Origin of the sequence: Bacilliculturomica massiliensis, assembly GCF_900605495.1 — a bacterium.
GTDB classification, from domain to species: Bacteria; Bacillota; Clostridia; order Peptostreptococcales; family Anaerovoracaceae; genus Bacilliculturomica; species Bacilliculturomica massiliensis.
The window spans coordinates 1,729,714-1,747,302 of the sequence record NZ_LR027603.1; the positions used below are offsets into that span (position 1 = coordinate 1,729,714).

At 57.8% G+C, this 17,589-nt stretch carries 14 protein-coding genes; 2 read left to right on the forward strand and 12 right to left on the reverse strand.

Translation table 11 applies throughout. The features are described 5' to 3' along the window. Positions 1-76 precede the first annotated feature (76 nt). A complete protein-coding gene (gene gdhA / locus E0E37_RS17065; protein WP_130864179.1) occupies positions 77-1,420 on the forward strand; it encodes an NADP-specific glutamate dehydrogenase in 1,344 nt (447 codons plus the stop codon). A gap of 195 nt (positions 1,421-1,615) precedes the next feature. On the opposite strand, the gene E0E37_RS19040 is transcribed toward gdhA, so the two are convergent. Continuing rightward, on the reverse strand, positions 1,616-1,747 hold the full coding sequence (locus tag E0E37_RS19040) for a hypothetical protein (RefSeq protein WP_281275536.1): 132 nt from the start codon (positions 1,745-1,747) through the stop codon (positions 1,616-1,618). 51 nt (positions 1,748-1,798) lie between these two features. After that, complete coding sequence (locus tag E0E37_RS17070) at positions 1,799-2,113, reverse strand: hypothetical protein (RefSeq protein ID WP_130864180.1); 315 nt, start codon at positions 2,111-2,113, stop codon at positions 1,799-1,801. A gap of 249 nt (positions 2,114-2,362) precedes the next feature. Here E0E37_RS17070 and E0E37_RS17075 point away from each other — a divergent pair, with 249 nt between their 5' ends. After that, positions 2,363-4,114, forward strand: a complete 1,752-nt coding sequence (locus E0E37_RS17075; RefSeq protein ID WP_130864181.1) for a hypothetical protein — start codon at positions 2,363-2,365, stop codon at positions 4,112-4,114. A 27-nt stretch (positions 4,115-4,141) separates the two neighbouring features. Here E0E37_RS17075 and E0E37_RS17080 read toward each other — a convergent pair whose 3' ends face one another. From E0E37_RS17080 to E0E37_RS17125, 10 genes are all read right to left on the reverse strand, one after another. Next, entirely contained in the window at positions 4,142-5,503 is a 1,362-nt protein-coding gene (locus E0E37_RS17080; protein ID WP_130864182.1) for a helix-turn-helix transcriptional regulator, read from the reverse strand. A gap of 154 nt (positions 5,504-5,657) precedes the next feature. Further along, entirely contained in the window at positions 5,658-6,221 is a 564-nt protein-coding gene (locus E0E37_RS17085; protein WP_130864183.1) for a hypothetical protein, read from the reverse strand. 107 nt (positions 6,222-6,328) lie between these two features. Next, positions 6,329-7,603 carry an SLC13 family permease gene (locus tag E0E37_RS17090; protein ID WP_165445428.1) on the reverse strand — a complete coding sequence of 425 codons (1,275 nt, stop codon included), beginning with the start codon at positions 7,601-7,603 and terminating at the stop codon, positions 6,329-6,331. A gap of 34 nt (positions 7,604-7,637) precedes the next feature. Continuing rightward, entirely contained in the window at positions 7,638-8,207 is a 570-nt protein-coding gene (locus E0E37_RS17095; RefSeq protein WP_130864185.1) for a manganese efflux pump MntP, read from the reverse strand. A 55-nt stretch (positions 8,208-8,262) separates the two neighbouring features. After that, on the reverse strand, positions 8,263-12,039 hold the full coding sequence (locus tag E0E37_RS17100) for a UvrD-helicase domain-containing protein (protein WP_130864186.1): 3,777 nt from the start codon (positions 12,037-12,039) through the stop codon (positions 8,263-8,265). After that, positions 11,993-12,322, reverse strand: coding sequence for a hypothetical protein (locus tag E0E37_RS17105; RefSeq protein ID WP_130864187.1), 330 nt, complete (start codon positions 12,320-12,322; stop codon positions 11,993-11,995). Before E0E37_RS17105 ends, E0E37_RS17100 begins: the two co-directional genes overlap by 47 nt. A gap of 206 nt (positions 12,323-12,528) precedes the next feature. Then, positions 12,529-13,239, reverse strand: a complete 711-nt coding sequence (locus E0E37_RS17110; RefSeq protein WP_130864188.1) for an aspartate/glutamate racemase family protein — start codon at positions 13,237-13,239, stop codon at positions 12,529-12,531. 119 nt (positions 13,240-13,358) lie between these two features. Next, the gene (locus E0E37_RS17115) at positions 13,359-14,915 is read right to left on the reverse strand and encodes a hydantoinase/oxoprolinase N-terminal domain-containing protein (RefSeq protein ID WP_130864189.1); all 1,557 of its coding nucleotides are present in this window, start codon (positions 14,913-14,915) and stop codon (positions 13,359-13,361) included. After that, positions 14,908-16,008, reverse strand: coding sequence for a DUF917 domain-containing protein (locus E0E37_RS17120; protein ID WP_130864190.1), 1,101 nt, complete (start codon positions 16,006-16,008; stop codon positions 14,908-14,910). The genes E0E37_RS17115 and E0E37_RS17120 overlap by 8 nt, the downstream gene beginning before the upstream one ends. A gap of 89 nt (positions 16,009-16,097) precedes the next feature. Beyond that, a complete protein-coding gene (locus E0E37_RS17125) occupies positions 16,098-17,417 on the reverse strand; it encodes a cytosine permease (protein ID WP_130864191.1) in 1,320 nt (439 codons plus the stop codon). Positions 17,418-17,589 lie beyond the last annotated feature (172 nt).

The window sequence follows — 17,589 nt, forward strand, 5'->3', positions numbered from 1 at the left end:
TTGTCTTAAACCTATTGAGAGTATGTATGTTATATGGTGCGTGCATACCGTTTTTTATGGAAAAGAGGAGATTGAAATGGGCAAGATCGTTGAGCAGTACATTGAGATTGCGAAAAAAAGAAATCCGGGTGAACCTGAGTTCCATCAGACGATTGAAGAAGTATTGACTTCGCTGGAACCGGTTCTTGAGAAGCACCCTGAGTATGTTGAAGCCGGCCTGATCGAAAGACTGATCGAACCGGAAAGAGGCATCAGCTTCCGCGTGACCTGGGTTGATGACAACGGTAAAGTTCAGGTAAACAGAGGCTACAGATATCAGTTCAACAGCGCCCTTGGACCCTACAAAGGCGGTCTGAGATTTGCTTCCAACGTATATCCCGGAATCATCAAGTTCCTGGGCTTCGAGCAGATCTTCAAGAACTCCCTGACCGGCCTGTCTATCGGCGGCGGCAAAGGCGGTTCTGACTTTGATCCCAACGGCAAATCCGACGCTGAGGTCATGAGATTCTGCCAGTCGTTCATGACTGAATTATATAGACACATCGGACCTGAGACCGACGTTCCGGCCGGCGACATCGGCGTTGGCGCAAGAGAGATCGGTTATCTGTATGGGCAGTACAAGAGACTGGTCAACAGATTCGAAGGCGTACTGACCGGAAAAGGCCTGTCCTACGGCGGTCTGAACGGCAGAACCGAGGCTACCGGTTTCGGTATCGTATTCTTTGCGAGAAACATGCTGAAAGCCTGCGGCGAGGACATCAAGGGCAAGAAGGTCGCCATCTCCGGTTTCGGAAATGTAACCTGGGGAACCGCCTGGAAGCTCAACGATCTGGGCGCCAAGGTGATCACCATCTCCGGTCCGGACGGCTACATTCTGGACGAGGACGGCGTATCCGGCGAAAAAGTGGACTATCTGCTTGAGCTGAGAGGAAGCGGCAAGAACATCTGCGCTCCCTACGCCGAAAAATTCCCGAACGCCAAGTTCTTCCCCGGCGAAAAGCCCTGGGGCGTCAAGGCCGACCTGTACATCCCCTGCGCGACTCAGAATGAGATCCGCATCGACGATGCCAAAGCCATGGTCGCCAACGGCTGCAAGTTCCTGTGCGAAGGCGCGAACATGCCGACCACGAACGAGGCTCTTACATACCTCATGGACAACGGCGTCACCGTTGGACCGTCCAAGGCTGCCAACGCCGGCGGCGTAGCCTGCTCCGCCATCGAGATGAGCCAGAACGCCCGCAAGATGCCGATGCAGAAAGAGGAAGTTTACGCTCAGCTGGAGACTATCATGAACACCATCCACGACAGCGCTGCTGCTGCTGCCGAGGAGTACGGCTTCGGTTACAACCTGGTTGCCGGCGCGAACATCGCTGGATTCCTGAAGGTCGCGGAAGCTATGATGGCTCAGGGTCTGGTATAAAAACCGCCTGACTGCATCATCGCAGATCGTACTGTTCAAATAAAACGTATGAAAAAAGAGCCGTGTGCGTCTGCACACGGCTCTTTCATTTGCCGCCGTCTGTCGCCGTCGCCGGTCTTCCCTCTGCGCTGTCCACAGCCGCCCTGATCAGCCCCTCCGGGGCCGTCAGCAAATTAAGAACGATCTCCGGCTTACCTAATCGTACAGGGCGTCCACCACGATCTGCTTCGAGAAAAAAGTATCTCTGCAGTCTATGGAAAATCCCGTCAGACCGTCCATCAGGCCGTCGTCTATCACTGCAAAGCGGTACCCGTCCCACTGGATCACATCCAGGCCTCTGACTTCTTCCCTCAAACTGAGGTTATACAGGGGTCCTCCTCAGCAGCGCACCGGTTCGATGAGAAAGACGGCTTCTTCACCGTAATCCTTATCCTCCAACATGCTGTCCAGCTTCGCTTTGGCATCCTCAGAGATATCAAAACGGTAGCTCACAACGTTTTCCCCGGCCCCGTCCGCATCCTGGACGCCCTGTTCCCCGCCGGCAGCTCCGTCCGCCGCAGTCTGTCCGGATCCCGCGTCGGCCGCCAGACTGCCAGCCGGATCATCTGAGCCTCCGCAGGCGGCCATAACGGGAACCAGCATCAGCAGAAGCACGGCCAGACAGACCTGCAGCTTCCGATTTCCTTTCATCATCAGTCCCTCCTCTCACTATTTCCATCCGAATAATTGTAACTTATTTTGTTACAGTATATACCCTTTTATTCCGCCTGTCTAACATTATTTCTGTAAAGGCTGTTTATTTTATCGAACAGATCCGTGATCTCATCCTGAAACAGGTATTCCAGGATCTAGTATTCCGGGATCTGGTTTCAGGACGCCAGGATTGACTTTTCACTTCCAAGCGAATAAGATGAAAAAAAGCGCCCAGGGAGGAAAATGATAATGATAAAAACAAAGAACCGCTCTCTTTTGACCCGCGCACTGCCGTCCATCCTGCTCTGCCTGCTCCTCCTGCTGACGGCGGCGTGCGCGCGGGACGGGGAAGACAGCGGATCAGAGAAGGAAATAACCGCCCCTGACGAAGTGGTGCGGATGGCCGAGCATCAGATAGCGCGCCATATGGAAACGCTGGAAAAACGGGGCGTGGCCTTCACCGCCAAGGGCAGCGCCTCCGGCCAGCAGATGATCCACCTCACCATTGAAGATTCTGAGCTCACCGTCTTAAGAGAGCTGGAAAGCCGCGATGTGACCCGGCGGATGGTATCGATCGACGGTTATTCCTCCGTCAGCAGCGCGGCCATCGAGGTATATGAGATGTCCTATAAGCTGAAGCCAAAGAAGACTCCGCAGCTGGATGAGACCGGCGCCGTCACTCTGGACGCTCAGGGCTGGATGACCTTTGACAGCGACGTACTGCTGGTGCTCCGAGCGGACCAGCGATATATCGAACTGGCTGAAAACACCTATTCCCGGCAGACCTACGGCGACGCCTGGGATTATATCGAAGAGCGCAGCCTGGGAAGCTCCGTAAGTCCCGATCTGCTGAAAACCCACGAGAACTACGTCTGGCAGGTGGGAGACGTTCAGCTGGGCCTGGGCATGTACGACGCCGATACGCCCCTGCCCCTCACGCTGGACTTCGGCGAAAGCTCTCCCATCCAGAGCGAAGCGTTAGATCAGGGCGCTTCTTCAGATCAGGAAACGTCCGCCGCCCAGGGGGTCCTTTCGACCTGCAGCGCGTTCCGGACCGGCACCTATGTAATGTCCTATGAAAACGGAGCCTTTGTCACGGAGGACGTGAACTACTACGAATTCAACCAGCCCCAGGCCTACACGCTGCTGACCTACGCGCGGGATACCGGCGGATACGGCCGGACGAAGGACGGCTTAAAGGTGGGAGACACCGAAGACGACCTCTTTGCCGCTTTCCCGGATAGCAGTCTGCTCCGCTACGACGGCGTGGAAGGAGACGGCTGGATGAAAAACGACTGCGTCTATGTAATGACCTCCGCCGCTGGAGACGATTATTACCGCGTGGCCCGGTTCTATATGCAGAAGGACAGGATCTCAGCCATGGAACTGCAGCTGGCGTCGGAAAACTACCTGTACGGAGAAAATACGCGCTGGAAAGACGGATATTATGTGACGGCCGTCAATTCTCAGAAATACTGCAGGACTGTGGACGAAGATTTTCGCTGTTACAAAAAACTTGCGGGCTGCAGCGCTTACGATGTCTCTCTGCCCAAAATGAAGGAAAGCCTGCCGGGCACAGACGCGCTGAATCAGCGGCTCCAGGAAGACTGGGCCGCGCTCAGAGCCGCTCCCGACAATCAGTTCAAAGATCTGCCGACGGGTTTCGCAGACCCGGTGATCAAAGTCTATTATGAGGAATACCAGTTCGGCGATATTTATGAAGTCTGCGTCTTCTACTCGGCCACTTCCGGTCTGGGATCGGGATTCAACTTCGTGACGAAACGGTATGTCTACGACAGCGCAGCCGCCGCGCCCATGACTGACGACGAATTTCTCACCGCCATGGGCTACAGCCGGGAATACGTGGCCGCACGCTGTATTGCCGACTGCCTTGAGGAGGAGGACCGGCAGACGCTGGAGCTCACCTACGAGGATGTTCAGGACCTGTATTACATCGATCAGGACGGCCGGATCCGCTTCATGGTCAACTTTTACTCATAAGTCACGCTGCTGCCCCCGCCCTGCTCCTCAGCGACGCTTCTCCCATATCTCCGTCTCTCTCGTGACGCCGTAATTATCCGTGACCTCCACCACGGCCCGCAGGCTGTTCGCTCCTTTCAGCTGAAGGTGTTCGTTCGACGCCTCCACATAAAAATACGCGGTGTCGATCTGGGCGATCATGGCTTCTCCGTTCTCTGTTTCATCGGGTACGATCCCGTGCTCGTCAAACATTCCGGACAGATCCACCGGGTACCGTTTTACCGCCCGGTCGCCCGCGTACAGGACCAGCTTCGCTTTCACGGGCCAGTTGACCGGAGGTGAAAGCTGATCATCGTATCCGTCGGAGCCGGCGCCGTAAACGGGTCTCACTTTAATGACAAAGGTTCCGTTGATATCGGCTGTTCCCGAGCCCTCTCCCGCTGACGAAACAGTGCTGCTGCCGTCTAATCTGCCCGTGATCTCCATAACGTTCCCGCGCTTCAGCCCGAAGATCGTCTCAAGGAACTGGCTTTCCGTGATCTCTCCCGAGGTAAGTCCCACGGACAGCCGTATCTCGTCGTTCAGCGGCACCTCGATATCGCAGGAAAAAAGGTTCTCTCCCGACAGCGTTCCCGGGGCCGTCACCGGTTCTTCTCCCCGGGCGGCCGCCGTAAAGACCGCCGTCATATCCGGTTTGTATGCCTTGGGGAGAGCGGTCACATGCAGCGTGGCTCTCATGGCGTTCACGTCAACGGCTGTCAGCTCCCAGGTGTAGTCTGCGGCGATCCTCACCGGCTCGCCCAGCTGTTCCTTCACATTTTCGCTGACTGCGTTGATCTGCCCTGTGAGATTTCCGTTGACCGCCTCGATCCGACCCTCCATATTGCCGATGCGGCTGTTCAGCAGGTTCATCCGCCCTGCCAGAAAGACGCCCCCGGCGATCAGGCACAGGGCGGCGGCTGCAGCCACCGCCGCCGTCGCCATGCGGCCGCGCTTTTCCCGTTCCTTGCGCAGTGATTCCTGCTCTTTCAAATAGGAAAGGACGCCGTCCAGCGCCTCAGTGTCATCCTCCGCATCCTGTTCCTCCCCCGTCTCGCCCCCGGAGCGCTCTGTCTTCTGCGCCCGTTTTCCGTTCTCTCCCTCCGCCCCTGAGGTCGGATCTGCCATGGAATCCTCCGAGCCTGCGGGGGAGTCGGAAGATCTGGGAGAAGCCTGCTCCAGCTGCAGAAGTTCTCCCACCGTCACTCCAAAGATCTTGGAGAGCTCCACCAGATTATCGATGGAGGGGATGGCCGTCCCCGACTCCCATTTGGAAACCGCCTGCCGGGAGAGTCCCAGCCGTTCCGCCAGCGCCTCCTGGGAAAGTCCCTCCTTCTTCCTCAGCTGTTGTATCTTTTCTCCAATATTCATCTATGACATCCCCTTTCTTCTGCGCCTATCTTACCAGCCCAGGGGCTTTCTTTGCTACCAACCCGGCGTTTCTTTTTTGGCAACCGCCGGTTGCATCCTGTATTTTTCAACGCCTGACATCAGAATAAATGCATTCCCGAAAATCTGTCAGACCTCATCCCCACTCCGCAGTACGGATGATCATGCCCATGGTCTTATAATAGAGGACAAAGTTGCAGGCGGCCAGAAACAGATCCGGCAGCCGGAGCTGAAAGAGAATGCTGCAGACGCGGAGAAAAAACTTCACGATCCCCGGTTCGATCTCCGACAACGCGTAGGTCACCGCCAGACCGCCGATCCGATTGTAGATATAGAACGCCGCGGTGGCCGCCGCGGTCACTCCCAGCCAATATAAAAGACTCTTCCTTTTCAGCAGCGCTTTCTTGACGCTGAACTGATAGACACTGCGGTGAAACAGCTCCGCCTCCAGGAGCCAGAACGCCACGAACACAGCCGAGTAGAGAAAGAACGTAACGATCTGCGGGATCCGCATCGCATCCAGCGCTATCATGACCATCATCTGACAAGTCATGGACAGCAGATACCCCGCCGTCACCACCGCAGCTCCCTTCAGCGCGATGACGCGCCCTGCTTTGGTGGAAGCCAGCACGCTCATGCGCTCCGGCGAAAGTATCCAGATAAAAATTCCGATATAGACCGGCAGTTGTAGAAATCCCATCTTCCAATCCCCCATTTCCCTTTTCATCCGCCCGCGGCGGCGATGTTCCCACGCACGACCCACGGCCCTGACCGGGACCGAGACGCGGTCTGCCCGGGCGGCTCCGGTCAGATCCCGGGAAAAAATACGTGTGTGAAAATAAGCAGAACAGCCAGAAACGATACGTTGACTGCAGTGAACAGCGCCGTATACCGCCCGGTCCGCGCCCCCTCCGTCTGTCCATAGATCTTATAGGAGATCAGACTGGCCAGCGAAGCGATAAGCGTGCCCAGCCCTCCCAGATTTACCCCCAGCAGCAGGCTCTCTCCCCTGTCCGTAAAGCCCGAGAGCAGCACCGCCGCCGGTACGTTGGAGATCACCTGGCTGGCCGCGGCAGAGACCAGAAGTTCGCGCCCGGCCAGGATCTCCGCCAGCCTGCATGAGATCCAGGGCACGGCCGATACGTTTCCCACAAAGAGGAAGAAACAGGCGAAGGTGGCAAGAAGTCCGTAGTCCACCGTCAGGAAGATCTGACGGTCCAGCAGAAGGGCGCACATCACCGAAGTGACGAGAAGCGCCTGCCAGGGCATGATCCGCAAAACAGTCAGCAGACAGAGCAGAAAAAGACCCGTATACACATACAGCTTTCCCCTCCGGCCCCGGTCCCATTCCCTCCGATTCCGTTCGTTCTCCGTTGCCGTTTCAGCCCCCGAAGGCTCTTCGGTCTCCGGGCGCCTTTTGATCTCCAGGTACCTTTCATCCTCCGGACACTGTTCGTCCGACGGCTGGCGCAGATCGTCCAGACGCGGACTTCCCGGCTTCCACTCCTCCCGGCGGGCCGTTTTCTTTCTGTCCAGCAGGAGGTAACAGGACAGGGCCAGCAATCCGGCGGAGAGCGCAGTCACCGGGGTCATCACATCCAGAAAACGATCCATCTTCATCTCATAAGCCGTATAGAGATACAGGTTCTGCGGATTTCCCACAGGCGTCAGCATACTGCCCAGATTGGCGGCCACCGTCTGCAGCACGATCACGTGGATCAGCTTGTCCTCTCTCTTTGCCAGCTTCAATACCTGTACCGTAAAAGGCACAAAGGTGATGAGCGCCACATCGTTGGTCACCACCATGGCGAAGAAAAAACAGAGAAAGACCAGCGCGGCGCCCACTCCCAACATAGTCTCCGCCCGGTTCACGATGCGGTCGGCAAGCACTTCGAAGACTCCGATCCTCTGCATGGCGGACACTACCAGCATGAGACAGAACAGAAGTCCCAGCACCCGAAAGTCGATATATTGCAGATATTTGCCCGAAGGCGGTTCCAAAAACGCGGAGACGGCCGCGGCCAGAGCCGCACAGCACAGCACCGTCTCTTTTTTCCAAAATGATTGCAGCCTCTTTTTCAAAATTCGATTCTCCGTCCATTCAGCAGCCTTGCTGTTATCCCAGCGTATGCTCCGCAAAAATACGCAGCCCGATCCAGATGAGCACCAGTCCGCCGCACAGCTTGGCCTTCTGCCCCAAAAGCAGACCGAACCGTTTTCCCAGCACCGCTCCGAACAGGCAGACCGCGAAGGTCACAACGGCGATGAGCCCTGCCGCCTGGACGATGTTCGTCCGCAGCGCCGCCAGGCTGACGCCCACGGCCAGAGCGTCGATACTGGTGGCAACTCCCTGCACCAGCAGCGTTCTCACGTTCAGTTCTCTCACAGCCGGACAGCTTTCGGAGCTCTTCATCTCCTTCAGACTTTCCATGGCCATGCTGCCTCCGATAAAGCACAATAAAACCAGGGCGATCCAGTGATCCAGCGAAGCGATGGCATCCTCCGCCAGCCTTCCGCCGTAGTAACCCAATACCGGCATCGCCCCCTGAAACGCTCCGAAGGTCAGCGCCGTGAGAATCACCTGCCTTCCTCCGATATTGCGGTAGCACATGCCGTTGGAAATGGACACGGCGAACGCGTCCGTGGCCAGTCCTCCGGCCAGTACGATCAACAGTAATATAGACATCCCTTTTCTCCCTTATCCCTTTGATTGTATTCCGGTCCGGCGGTCTGATATTCCATTATTCCACTAAAACCGCCCTGTCCTGCGAAAAGAGATAGAGATAAACGCTTTTCACGCGAATGCCTTTGATCGTTTCCAGGGCCTCCTTATACAGCGCCGTCTGCGGTCTGTAGTAGTCCGCCAGCTCTTCCGCCTCTTTTTTCCCGCCTCCCCGGGCCGCGCCGCCAGACTTGTAATCCAGCAGTATATACTCCTCTCCCTCACGAAAATAACAGTCGATGGTCCCCTGAACGATGATCTCTTCTCCGTCCAGTACCTTTTTCAGGTTAAAGGATTCCTCCCGGTATACTTCCCCGGAACGGCAGGCTCTGACGCCCGCCTCCGAACGGAAAAACGCCGACAGCGCTTCACAGTCTACAGCCTCCGCTTCCTCCGCCGTCATCATTTCCCTCTGCACCATGGACTGCGCGAAAGCGCGGATCTCCATGGGGGTCTTTCCCTCTTCCGTAAACGGAATGTGTTCCATGACCCGGTGCATGGCGGTTCCCCGTTCCGCCGCAGTCATCGTGTGCACCGGCTCCATAAACCGCGGAACGACGCCCCGGGGCATGACGGCCCTCCGCGTCTCAGAGGGCGGCTGCGCCAGTCCCCCCCGGACTTCATCCGTCCCGCCCGGAGACTCCGGCGCCCCAGACCGCTCCCTGAAGATCTGAGCCAGCTCCGACACGCTGTACTTGGATTTCTTCTCCGCCCCCCTGGCCGGGTATACATAGGAGAGCCGTCTGCGGATCTCTCGCTCCAGCTCCCCCCCAGCCTCTGGGCAGAGTCCGCTTCCGAAGCCGTGTTCCAGCTGGACCCGCAGACTCTCACGGGCGGCGGCGTCAGCCCTCCTGACCGCGCCGTATTCCCCGCGGCCGTGAAAGCAGACCTCCGTTTTATTTTCCAGAAGCACCGGGACCACCATGTCCAGATAACAGCGGGCGGACAGCACATCTCCCCCGTTTTTCATCCCGTAATCCTTCATGGCCTTATCCACATCCGTCACCGTACCCATGAGCACCAGCTGGTCCATGGCTCTGGTAAAGGCCACGTAAAGAGTTCGGATCTCCTCCGCCATGTCTTCCCTGCGCTTCTTCTGCTCGATCAGCGTCTGAAGGATGGTCTTTTTATAATATCCCTGCTCCGGATCCACCAGGCGCAGCGCGATGCCAAGCTCCTTGTGAAAGACGGCCTTCGCTGAATCCTGCCGCAGATTGAAGCGGCGGCCCAATCCGCCGATCAGCACATAGGGAAATTCCAGACCCTTGCTCTTGTGCACGGTCATGATCCGCACCACATCGTCGTTTTCCCCCGCCAGCTTCACCTGTCCCACGCTGATCTTCTCCTTTTTCAGCGCGTCGATGTACCGGATAAAACCGAACAGCCCTTTTCCCTGACCCGCCTGATAATCCGCCGCTTTGTCCACCAGCGCCCTGAGATTTGCCTGTCTCTGCAGACCGGAGGGAATGGCTGATATAAAATCGCCGTAGCCCGTATCCTCGATGAGCATGGAGAGCAGGTCCGCCAGCGGCGTGTAAGCGGCCTGCCGGCGGTAATCCGCCAGCCTTTCGGCCGCGCGGCGGCACTTGATCCGCAGCGCTTCGTCCCCGCCGTGAACGCCGTATCCTGCAAAAGCCTGATAATACGCTCCCTTCATTCTGGATATGCGGATCTCCGCCAGCTCGTCCACCGTGAAATCAAAGATGGGCGACCGCAGCACGGAAAGCAGCGGCAGATCCTGTTTCCCGTTGTCGATCACCTGAAGCAGATTCATAAAGATCTGGATCTCCACCGTGTCGAAATATCCGTCGCTGTTATCCATGAAGGCGGCGATGCCCTCCTCGCTCAAAGCTTTGTAATAGAGATCGGCGTAACCCTTGGCCCCCCGCAGCAGGATGACGATATCCCGATTTTCCAGCGGCCGGATCACGCCCTTTTTTCCGTCGTAGATCGGCTTTCCTCTGGCTTCCCGGATCAGCTGCGCCGCGGCGTACGCCTCCAGCTCAGCTTTTTTCATGTCCTGGATCTCCTCGTCCACGTCCTGACTATTGTCCAAAGCGTCGTCCACCAAGTGCAGCGACATGGGGTAATCCAGCTCTCCCTCATAGTCAACCCCCTGATACAGCGCCGCGTCGCTGTCGTAATCCATCCCGGTGGTCTTACCGCTCATCACCGCGGAAAACACCTGATTCACTGCTTTTATGGTATTGCCTTTGCTTCTGAAATTCTGATTCAGATCCACCTTGGCGTCAAGCCCGCTCTCAGAACAGCGATAACGCTGGTATTTCTCAATGAACAGTTCCGGTTCCGCCAGACGGAACTTATAGATACTCTGCTTGACGTCGCCCACCATGAACACATTGTTTTCCCGGCAGATCCTGCCGATGAGCGTCTCCTGCACCAGATTGCTGTCCTGATATTCGTCTATGAAAATGTACCGGAACTTTTCGCGGTATTCTCCCGCCGCTTCTTCGTGCTCCAGAATGCGCAGGGCGTAATGCTCGATATCGTTGAAATCCAGCAGATTTTTCTGTTCCTTGCGGCTTCGGTAGGCCTGGTCGAAAGCCCGCGTCAGCCTGCAGAGTTCCCGGGCAGGCTCCGCTGTCTGTGTCAGCTCCGCCGCGCGCTCTAAAAGGCTGCCGGCGGCGTACTGTTCCGCCAGCTTCTTGAACAGATCCCTGCCTTTATTTCTCAGCGCCGTCACATCTTCCTTGACCGCCTCGTAGTTCTCTTTGTCAGCCTTAGCCGCCACCATGCGCTGAAAGGCGCCCCGCTCTCCCCGGAGGTAGGACGCCGCCTCCTCAAAGGCTTCCCGGCTCCATCGGGCTCCACATCCCGTCTCAGTCCCCCTCCCCGGGTCCGCCGGACGGTCCTCAGCCGGGCTCCCTGCCGGCTCCGCCGCAGGTCCCGACCCCTGATCCAGCTCCCCCTCCGGCGGCAGAGCTCCCCGCAGCGCACAGAGCGCGCTTTCAGCCAGACGGATATCCGCGGCGATCTTGGGCAGCAGACTGGCCGCTCCCCCCTCCTCCAGCAGGCGTTCCGCCTCTTTCAGATAAAATACGCACAGTTCCAGCCCCGAGTCGATCTCTCCGCACATGACCTGAAACGCAGGACTCTCCGCAAACTGCTCCGCGGACGCCGCAAGCGCTTCCGTCTTTTCCTCCAGCCACCCGAAGGGATCCGGCAGGCTCTGTATAAACTCGTGGACTCTGAGGATCATATCCTTTACGTCGTTCTCGTTCTTTCCTGAACCGTACTGGTCCAGAAACCGCAGAAACTCAGGATCCCCCGATTCAAAGAGATCTGTAAACACTTCTTCCAGCGCTTCCGCCTGTAAGATGATCTTCTGTCCTTCATCGCAGATCTTGAACCCGGGCTCCGCTCCGATCAGATGAAAATATCGGCGGATCACCTCCATGGCGAAGGCGTGGAACGTGCTGATATTGCACCGGTATATGCCGGAAAGCTGTCTGCGGAGAAAACGCTGCTTGTCCCTGAGACGCCGCCGTTCCTCCTCATGGTCCCCGCTTACCTTCTGATCCGCTCCCTTCACCGGCTCCGTCCCCAAAGCCAGCTCCGCGTTCAGCGCTTTTACGATCTTCTCTTTCATCTCAGAAGCCGCCGCGTTGCTGAACGTCACAATGAGCATGCGGTCCAGATCCACCTGATCTTCCAGCAGCAGCCGCTTGATGCGCTCTACCAGCACCGCCGTCTTTCCCGAGCCGGCCGCCGCCGACACCAATATATTTTTATCCCGCAGGGATATCGCTTCCCATTGTTTTTCCGTCCACTTCATAGTCGCTGTCTTCTCCGTATTTTCTGCAGGCTCCGTCTTTCTTCCTGCCTTTGTGCGCTGCGGCCTGACCGCCGGCTGACTGACTGACGAACTGACCGGCCGGCTGTTTGATTGACCGGCGGCCGGCCTTGCCGCCGTCTTCTCCTCCGGCGCTGTGAGTTGCCGCAATCGCAACCTGCAGAGCCGCGCATACGCCTATTATAATAGTATAACGGAAAACAGCCTCCAGTTCCACGTATTTCTGTTCACAGCCATCCTCAGCCCGCGAGGCTTGAACAAACATCCAATTCAAATGCCGGATCAGGATAAACGAATGCGTTGTCTTGCTGCCTGTCGCCAGTCCTTCAAAACAAATGGAAATGTATAAAAACCAGGTATAAAAACAAGGAATCGCCAGTTCCGGCCAATGCCGGTTCTGGCGATTCCTAAATCAGGGACTTATTTTACAGCCCCTTTCAACAACATCTGACAACCAATACGCCGCCGTTCCTACTTCTGCGGAACAGGCATATAGGTGATCCGGCTCTGCCGCAGCCCCATTTTAGCTGTCAGCTCCAGCATCATGACCGCGGACTGAGCGGCCTCCAGAACCGGAACGCAATAGCCGGCCTCGTGCAGCCGGGCCTGTACTGTTTCTGTCACGTCCACCATGGCGGTGCAGCCCAGTACGATAGCCTCCGCGCCGTCTTCCCGTATGGCCTTCAGACTCTCCTCATAGACCGCGTTACAAAGCTTTTCATGGCTTGAAAGCTCCAGCACCGGTATGTCCACGCTGCGCACGCAGGCCACCCGGTCTCCCAGATGTGCCTTGGCGATACCGCCCCTGATCAGCGGCAGCACATTGGGCAGCACCGTCACGATGGCGACCCGATCCGCCATACCCATGGCCAGGAGCATGACCGGCTCAAATCCCCCGAAAACAGGGATATTCACGCATTCTCGGGCAGCGCGGACGCCTGGGTCGCCAAAACAGTTGATGAACACCCCCTCGTATCCCTGCTTTTCCGCCTCGATGCACTTTGCAATGATATCCGGGGCGCACATGGCTTCGTCATACTCGCACTCGATACTGGCCGTGCCCTCCGTGATCTGCACCACATCCATCTGCGTGTCTGCACTCAGATATTTGTTGATATAGTCTTCCATTTCAGGAGTGATCAGTCCCGGCGTTGTCACAGGTACTAAATCCAATAGCTTCATCTCGTACTCCTCTCCGCGCTGTCAACGCATTTCCGCTCATGATACTTATCGGCCCCTCCGCATCTGCCGCCGGCTGTCCCGCGGCACGGCAGCCGCATTCTGTTCTCGCAGCCGCGCCTCTACCCCCGCAGATCTCCCGCAGCCTTGATCTTCACCCGGTTCGTATTTCCAGGGTAATAGGCTAAAGGCACGTCCTCCACATCGATGATTTCAACGGTCTCCCGGACTGCTCCGGACTCCACGGCAAGCTCCGCAGCCTCGGCCTTGGCCTGCTCCAGAGCCAGATCCCTGGGAAGCTCATCGTAGTTGATCAGCTTCTCGTAGGTGCCGCTGACCTTGGAGATGGCGGAGCCAATTGCGTTGGCACAGCCGAAATGTCTCGGCTTTATGACCTTTGCCGCGCCGTTCAGATCCTCCGGCAAAATGATGGAGCCTCCTCCCACCAGAATGACGTCCATATCTGCGTTGGAGATCTTCATCTCGTCGATGGCGTCCTCCACCATGGCGCGGATCGCCTCCATAGCCTTCCGCGCCTTTTCCTCGGGGATCGCCGCCGCCAGCGCCGGGTCCCCCAGATCGGTCATTCCCAGGCGAACCGCGATGTCCGTGGCGGTCATCACGTCGCCGCCGAACACCAGGGCCTTCTCTGTGATCTCATATCCCACGCTGTCCGGACCCACGGTGACGCTGCCGTCCTCGCGCTCCCTCACGATGGAGCCTCCGCCCAGACCGATGGAGATCACGTCCGGCATGCGGAAATTCGTACGCACGCCGCCGATGTTGGCCGCGGCGCTGGACTCCCGCGGAAACCCGTTCTGAATGACCCCCAGATCTGTGGTCGTACCTCCCACGTCGATGACGATGGCATTCTGCCGGCGGCTCAGATAACTGGCCCCGCGGATGGAGTTGGTCGGCCCGCAGGCTATGGTGAAAATCGGATAGCGCCGGGCGTGCTCCATGGTCATCAGCGTGCCGTCGTTCTGGGACAGGTAAATGTCCGCGTCGACGATCCCCTCGTCCGCCAGGCTTCTGGCAAAGCCCGCGGTAAACCGCTCGGCCACCTGATTGAGCGCCGCGTTCAGGATCGTGGCGTTCTCTCTCTCAATCAGGCCCATGGAGCCGATCTCGCTGGACAGAGAAATTCGCACGTCATCGCCCATCACCTGCCGGCAGAGGGCCGCGGCGGCCTGCTCATGCTCGTTTCTCACGGTGGAAAAAACGCAGGATATGGCCATGGATTTTACATTCCGCTCCTTCATCTCCTCAAAAAAGCGCCGGGCCGCCGCCTCGTCGAAGGGCGCCAATTCCTTGCCGTCGTACTCGAAGCCGCCGCCCACGATGGCGCAGCCTGCAGCGATCCGCTGAATGTCCTCGGCCCAATCCACCATGGGCCGGATCCCGGTAGTGGCAGGCGCTCCGATCCGCAGGATCCCGATGCTCTCCAGATTTTTTCGTTCGATGATGGCGTTGGTGCACTGAGTGGTCCCCAGCATGGCCTGCCCGATCTTTTTGCGGTCCACGCCGGACAGTGCCAGAACCGCGCGCACAGCTCCCAGAATACCGTCGTAAATATCGCCCGAGGTAGGACGCTTGACCTCCGCCGCCACCTCCAGATTTTCATCGATCAGCACGGCGTCCGTGTTCGTTCCTCCCACGTCGATTCCCAGCTTATACATGTCTTCTTCCTCCTTTGCACCGTTCCTCCAGCGGAATGTAATCCGTATCGCAGCCGAAATACCTGGGTCCTACCAGCTCCAGCCCCTCCGGCGTGCGCCACATCTCAAAGCACTTAAGTCCCACCACTAGCACGCGTTTTCCGTATTTTAAGGCGTCGGTGGTGACGGGATGAAAGGTCTCCGTGTCGACCAGGCAAATCAGGTCCGGCGTGGTAGCCACGATCTCTCCGTCTACCGTGGCCGTCAGGTTCTCGTTCTGAAACTCCACGAACGCGCTGCGTCCCTTGTCCTCCCCGATGCCGGTCAGCAGAACCTTGCCAAAGTTAAACGCGCCCCGTGTCTCCCTCAGCACGTCGCTGATCTTGCCCTTGAAGAGCTTAAAGCCGCCGGAAAACTCCAGAAAATGCTCCTCAGGCGTCTTCCCCGCGCAGTCCTTCACAGTACGGATCGCCTCGCCCAGCTTCTGGCTTCTTGTAACGATGTTCTTCACCGCGTACTTCTTCAGCTGCGCGCCGCTCATGGGATACAGCGATACAGACACGGAGCCGCCGCAGCTCATGGTCACGGCCCGGGCCAGCTCCTCAGTCCACTTATTTGTGATGGTCTCAAAGATGGCGCTGTTTCCCTTCTCATCGGTGAGCGCCATGGGCGACGCGCTGATCCCGCCGATGGTAAACGTGACCATCTGAAGCTCGGGGAAGGCCCGCCCCATGCCGTCGCAGTCCACCAGCGGCAGCCCCAGCCGCGCGCAGGCCGCGATGGGCAGCATGCTGTTTACGCCGCCCGCCTCGATGGGCAAAAAGGCGAATATCTCCTTGCCGAAAAACTGTGAAACCATCCGGTGGAGTCTCTCGTACTCCTTGCCGCCAATCCCCTTCTCCGCCAAAACCGTGGGCGCTCCCATCATCGCGATCGGCACCACGAAAGCATCGTCCGGCACCTCTTCCGGATCCAGCAGCTCAACAGGTCCGCACTCCTTTACGGCCCCCATGGCCACCAGCTTTCCCACGTAGGGATCCCCGCCTCCGCCAGCGCCCAGCAGCGCTGCGCCCAGCGCAATGTCCTCTATTTCCTTCATTCCGATCATCCGCATTGCATCTTCCTCCATTCTCTTTTCATTTCCGCTTTTCTTCCTCGTTCATGCCCGCGCCGCAGCGCGCCGGAATATCTCCCGCTTCATTTTCACATGCCCCGGCCCTGCCTCTTTCGGTCCCCGGCCAGCCTGGACAAGGCCGCATAGAGTATCATAGCCACCACGATCCCGTTGATGGGACCAATGAAAAAGTTTACATTCAGAAAGGCCACCGCCGGAAAATAGGTGAACGTCCCGCTGGTCAGGCAGGCCGCGAAGGCTCCCACGAGAAAGGCCGCCATCCCCGGCCAGAAGACGCCGGGACGCACGTGGAAATTTTCCTTCCGCCCTTTTCCCAAAATCCAATAATCCGCGATCATGACGCCCACAAAAGCCGGCACCAGCGCGCACAGCAGCGTCAGAAAGGCCTGAAATTTATCCATGATACCTACAGCCGCAAGCAGCGTCCCCACGATTCCGGCCACGGCGGTGCAGACGTGGCTGCGCTTCTCGTCCAGTCCCAGAAGGATAGACAGGGAGAGACCGCCGGAATAGGCGTTGGTCACATTGGTGGTCCAGGTCGCCGCGATCAGCGCGATCAGGCCGATGGCCGGAACCCCGGCGGCGGTGAGGATCAGACTGATATCATACTCGCCGGTGACGATGGAAAGCACCGCGCCGATGAGCAGAATCAGAAGCCCTGAGGGCAGCACGCCCAGGACGGAGGACTTTATGACGTCGCCCCGGTTTCTGGCGAAGCGGCAATAGTCCCCGGCGATGGAGCCGCCCACGGCAAAGGAGCCGACCGTCAGACTGACGCCGCTGAGAATGCCCATCGAAGCTGCAGGCTCATAGGCTGCGATCACGTTCACACCGTCATTTCTTACCACCGCGGTGATCAGCCCGTAGATCAGCACCACGATCAGCAGCGGAACCGCTATGTAATTGAGCCATTTCAGACCCTTAAAACCGAAGCACGCGGTGGAGACCATGATGACGCCCCATATCACTGCGCAGAGCCAGATCGGAATGGAAACCCCCGTCATCGCTTCAAGCATGGATGAAAAGGAGGCGCCGCAGACCGCCGCCTGGATGCCGAACCAACCGATGCAGGCGATGGCCAGTATGGCGCTGATGATGTACTTTCCGCCCGTCTCCCCCAGAGCGCTCCCCGCCATGACCGCGGTGGGCAGCCCCGTGTCGCAGCCCTGCATTCCCATAAAGCTCATATACACGCAGACAATGCCGTATCCGATGAGCACAGTGATCGCGCACTGGGGCAGCGTCATGCCATTACCCAAAATTCCTCCCACCATCAGACTGGAGACGCAGATCATGGCCCCGATCCACACCATGGCGATGGAAGGCCAGCTCTGGCGCTCATCCTCGCGAATCTCAAAAGCACGACTTTCATTGTTTGTTTTGCTCAAGCGCATCACACCCTTTCTTTCCTGTCCCGACTCCCTGAAAACCGAAAAAAACACGGTTTTGCGGGAAAGCTTCACTTTTTTTGAAAGTATAGCACTCCGACTGGAAAAAGAGAATTGTCGAATGAGCAGAAAAAAAGCGCCGTGCTTTGTCCTTTCGGACAAAACCGACGCT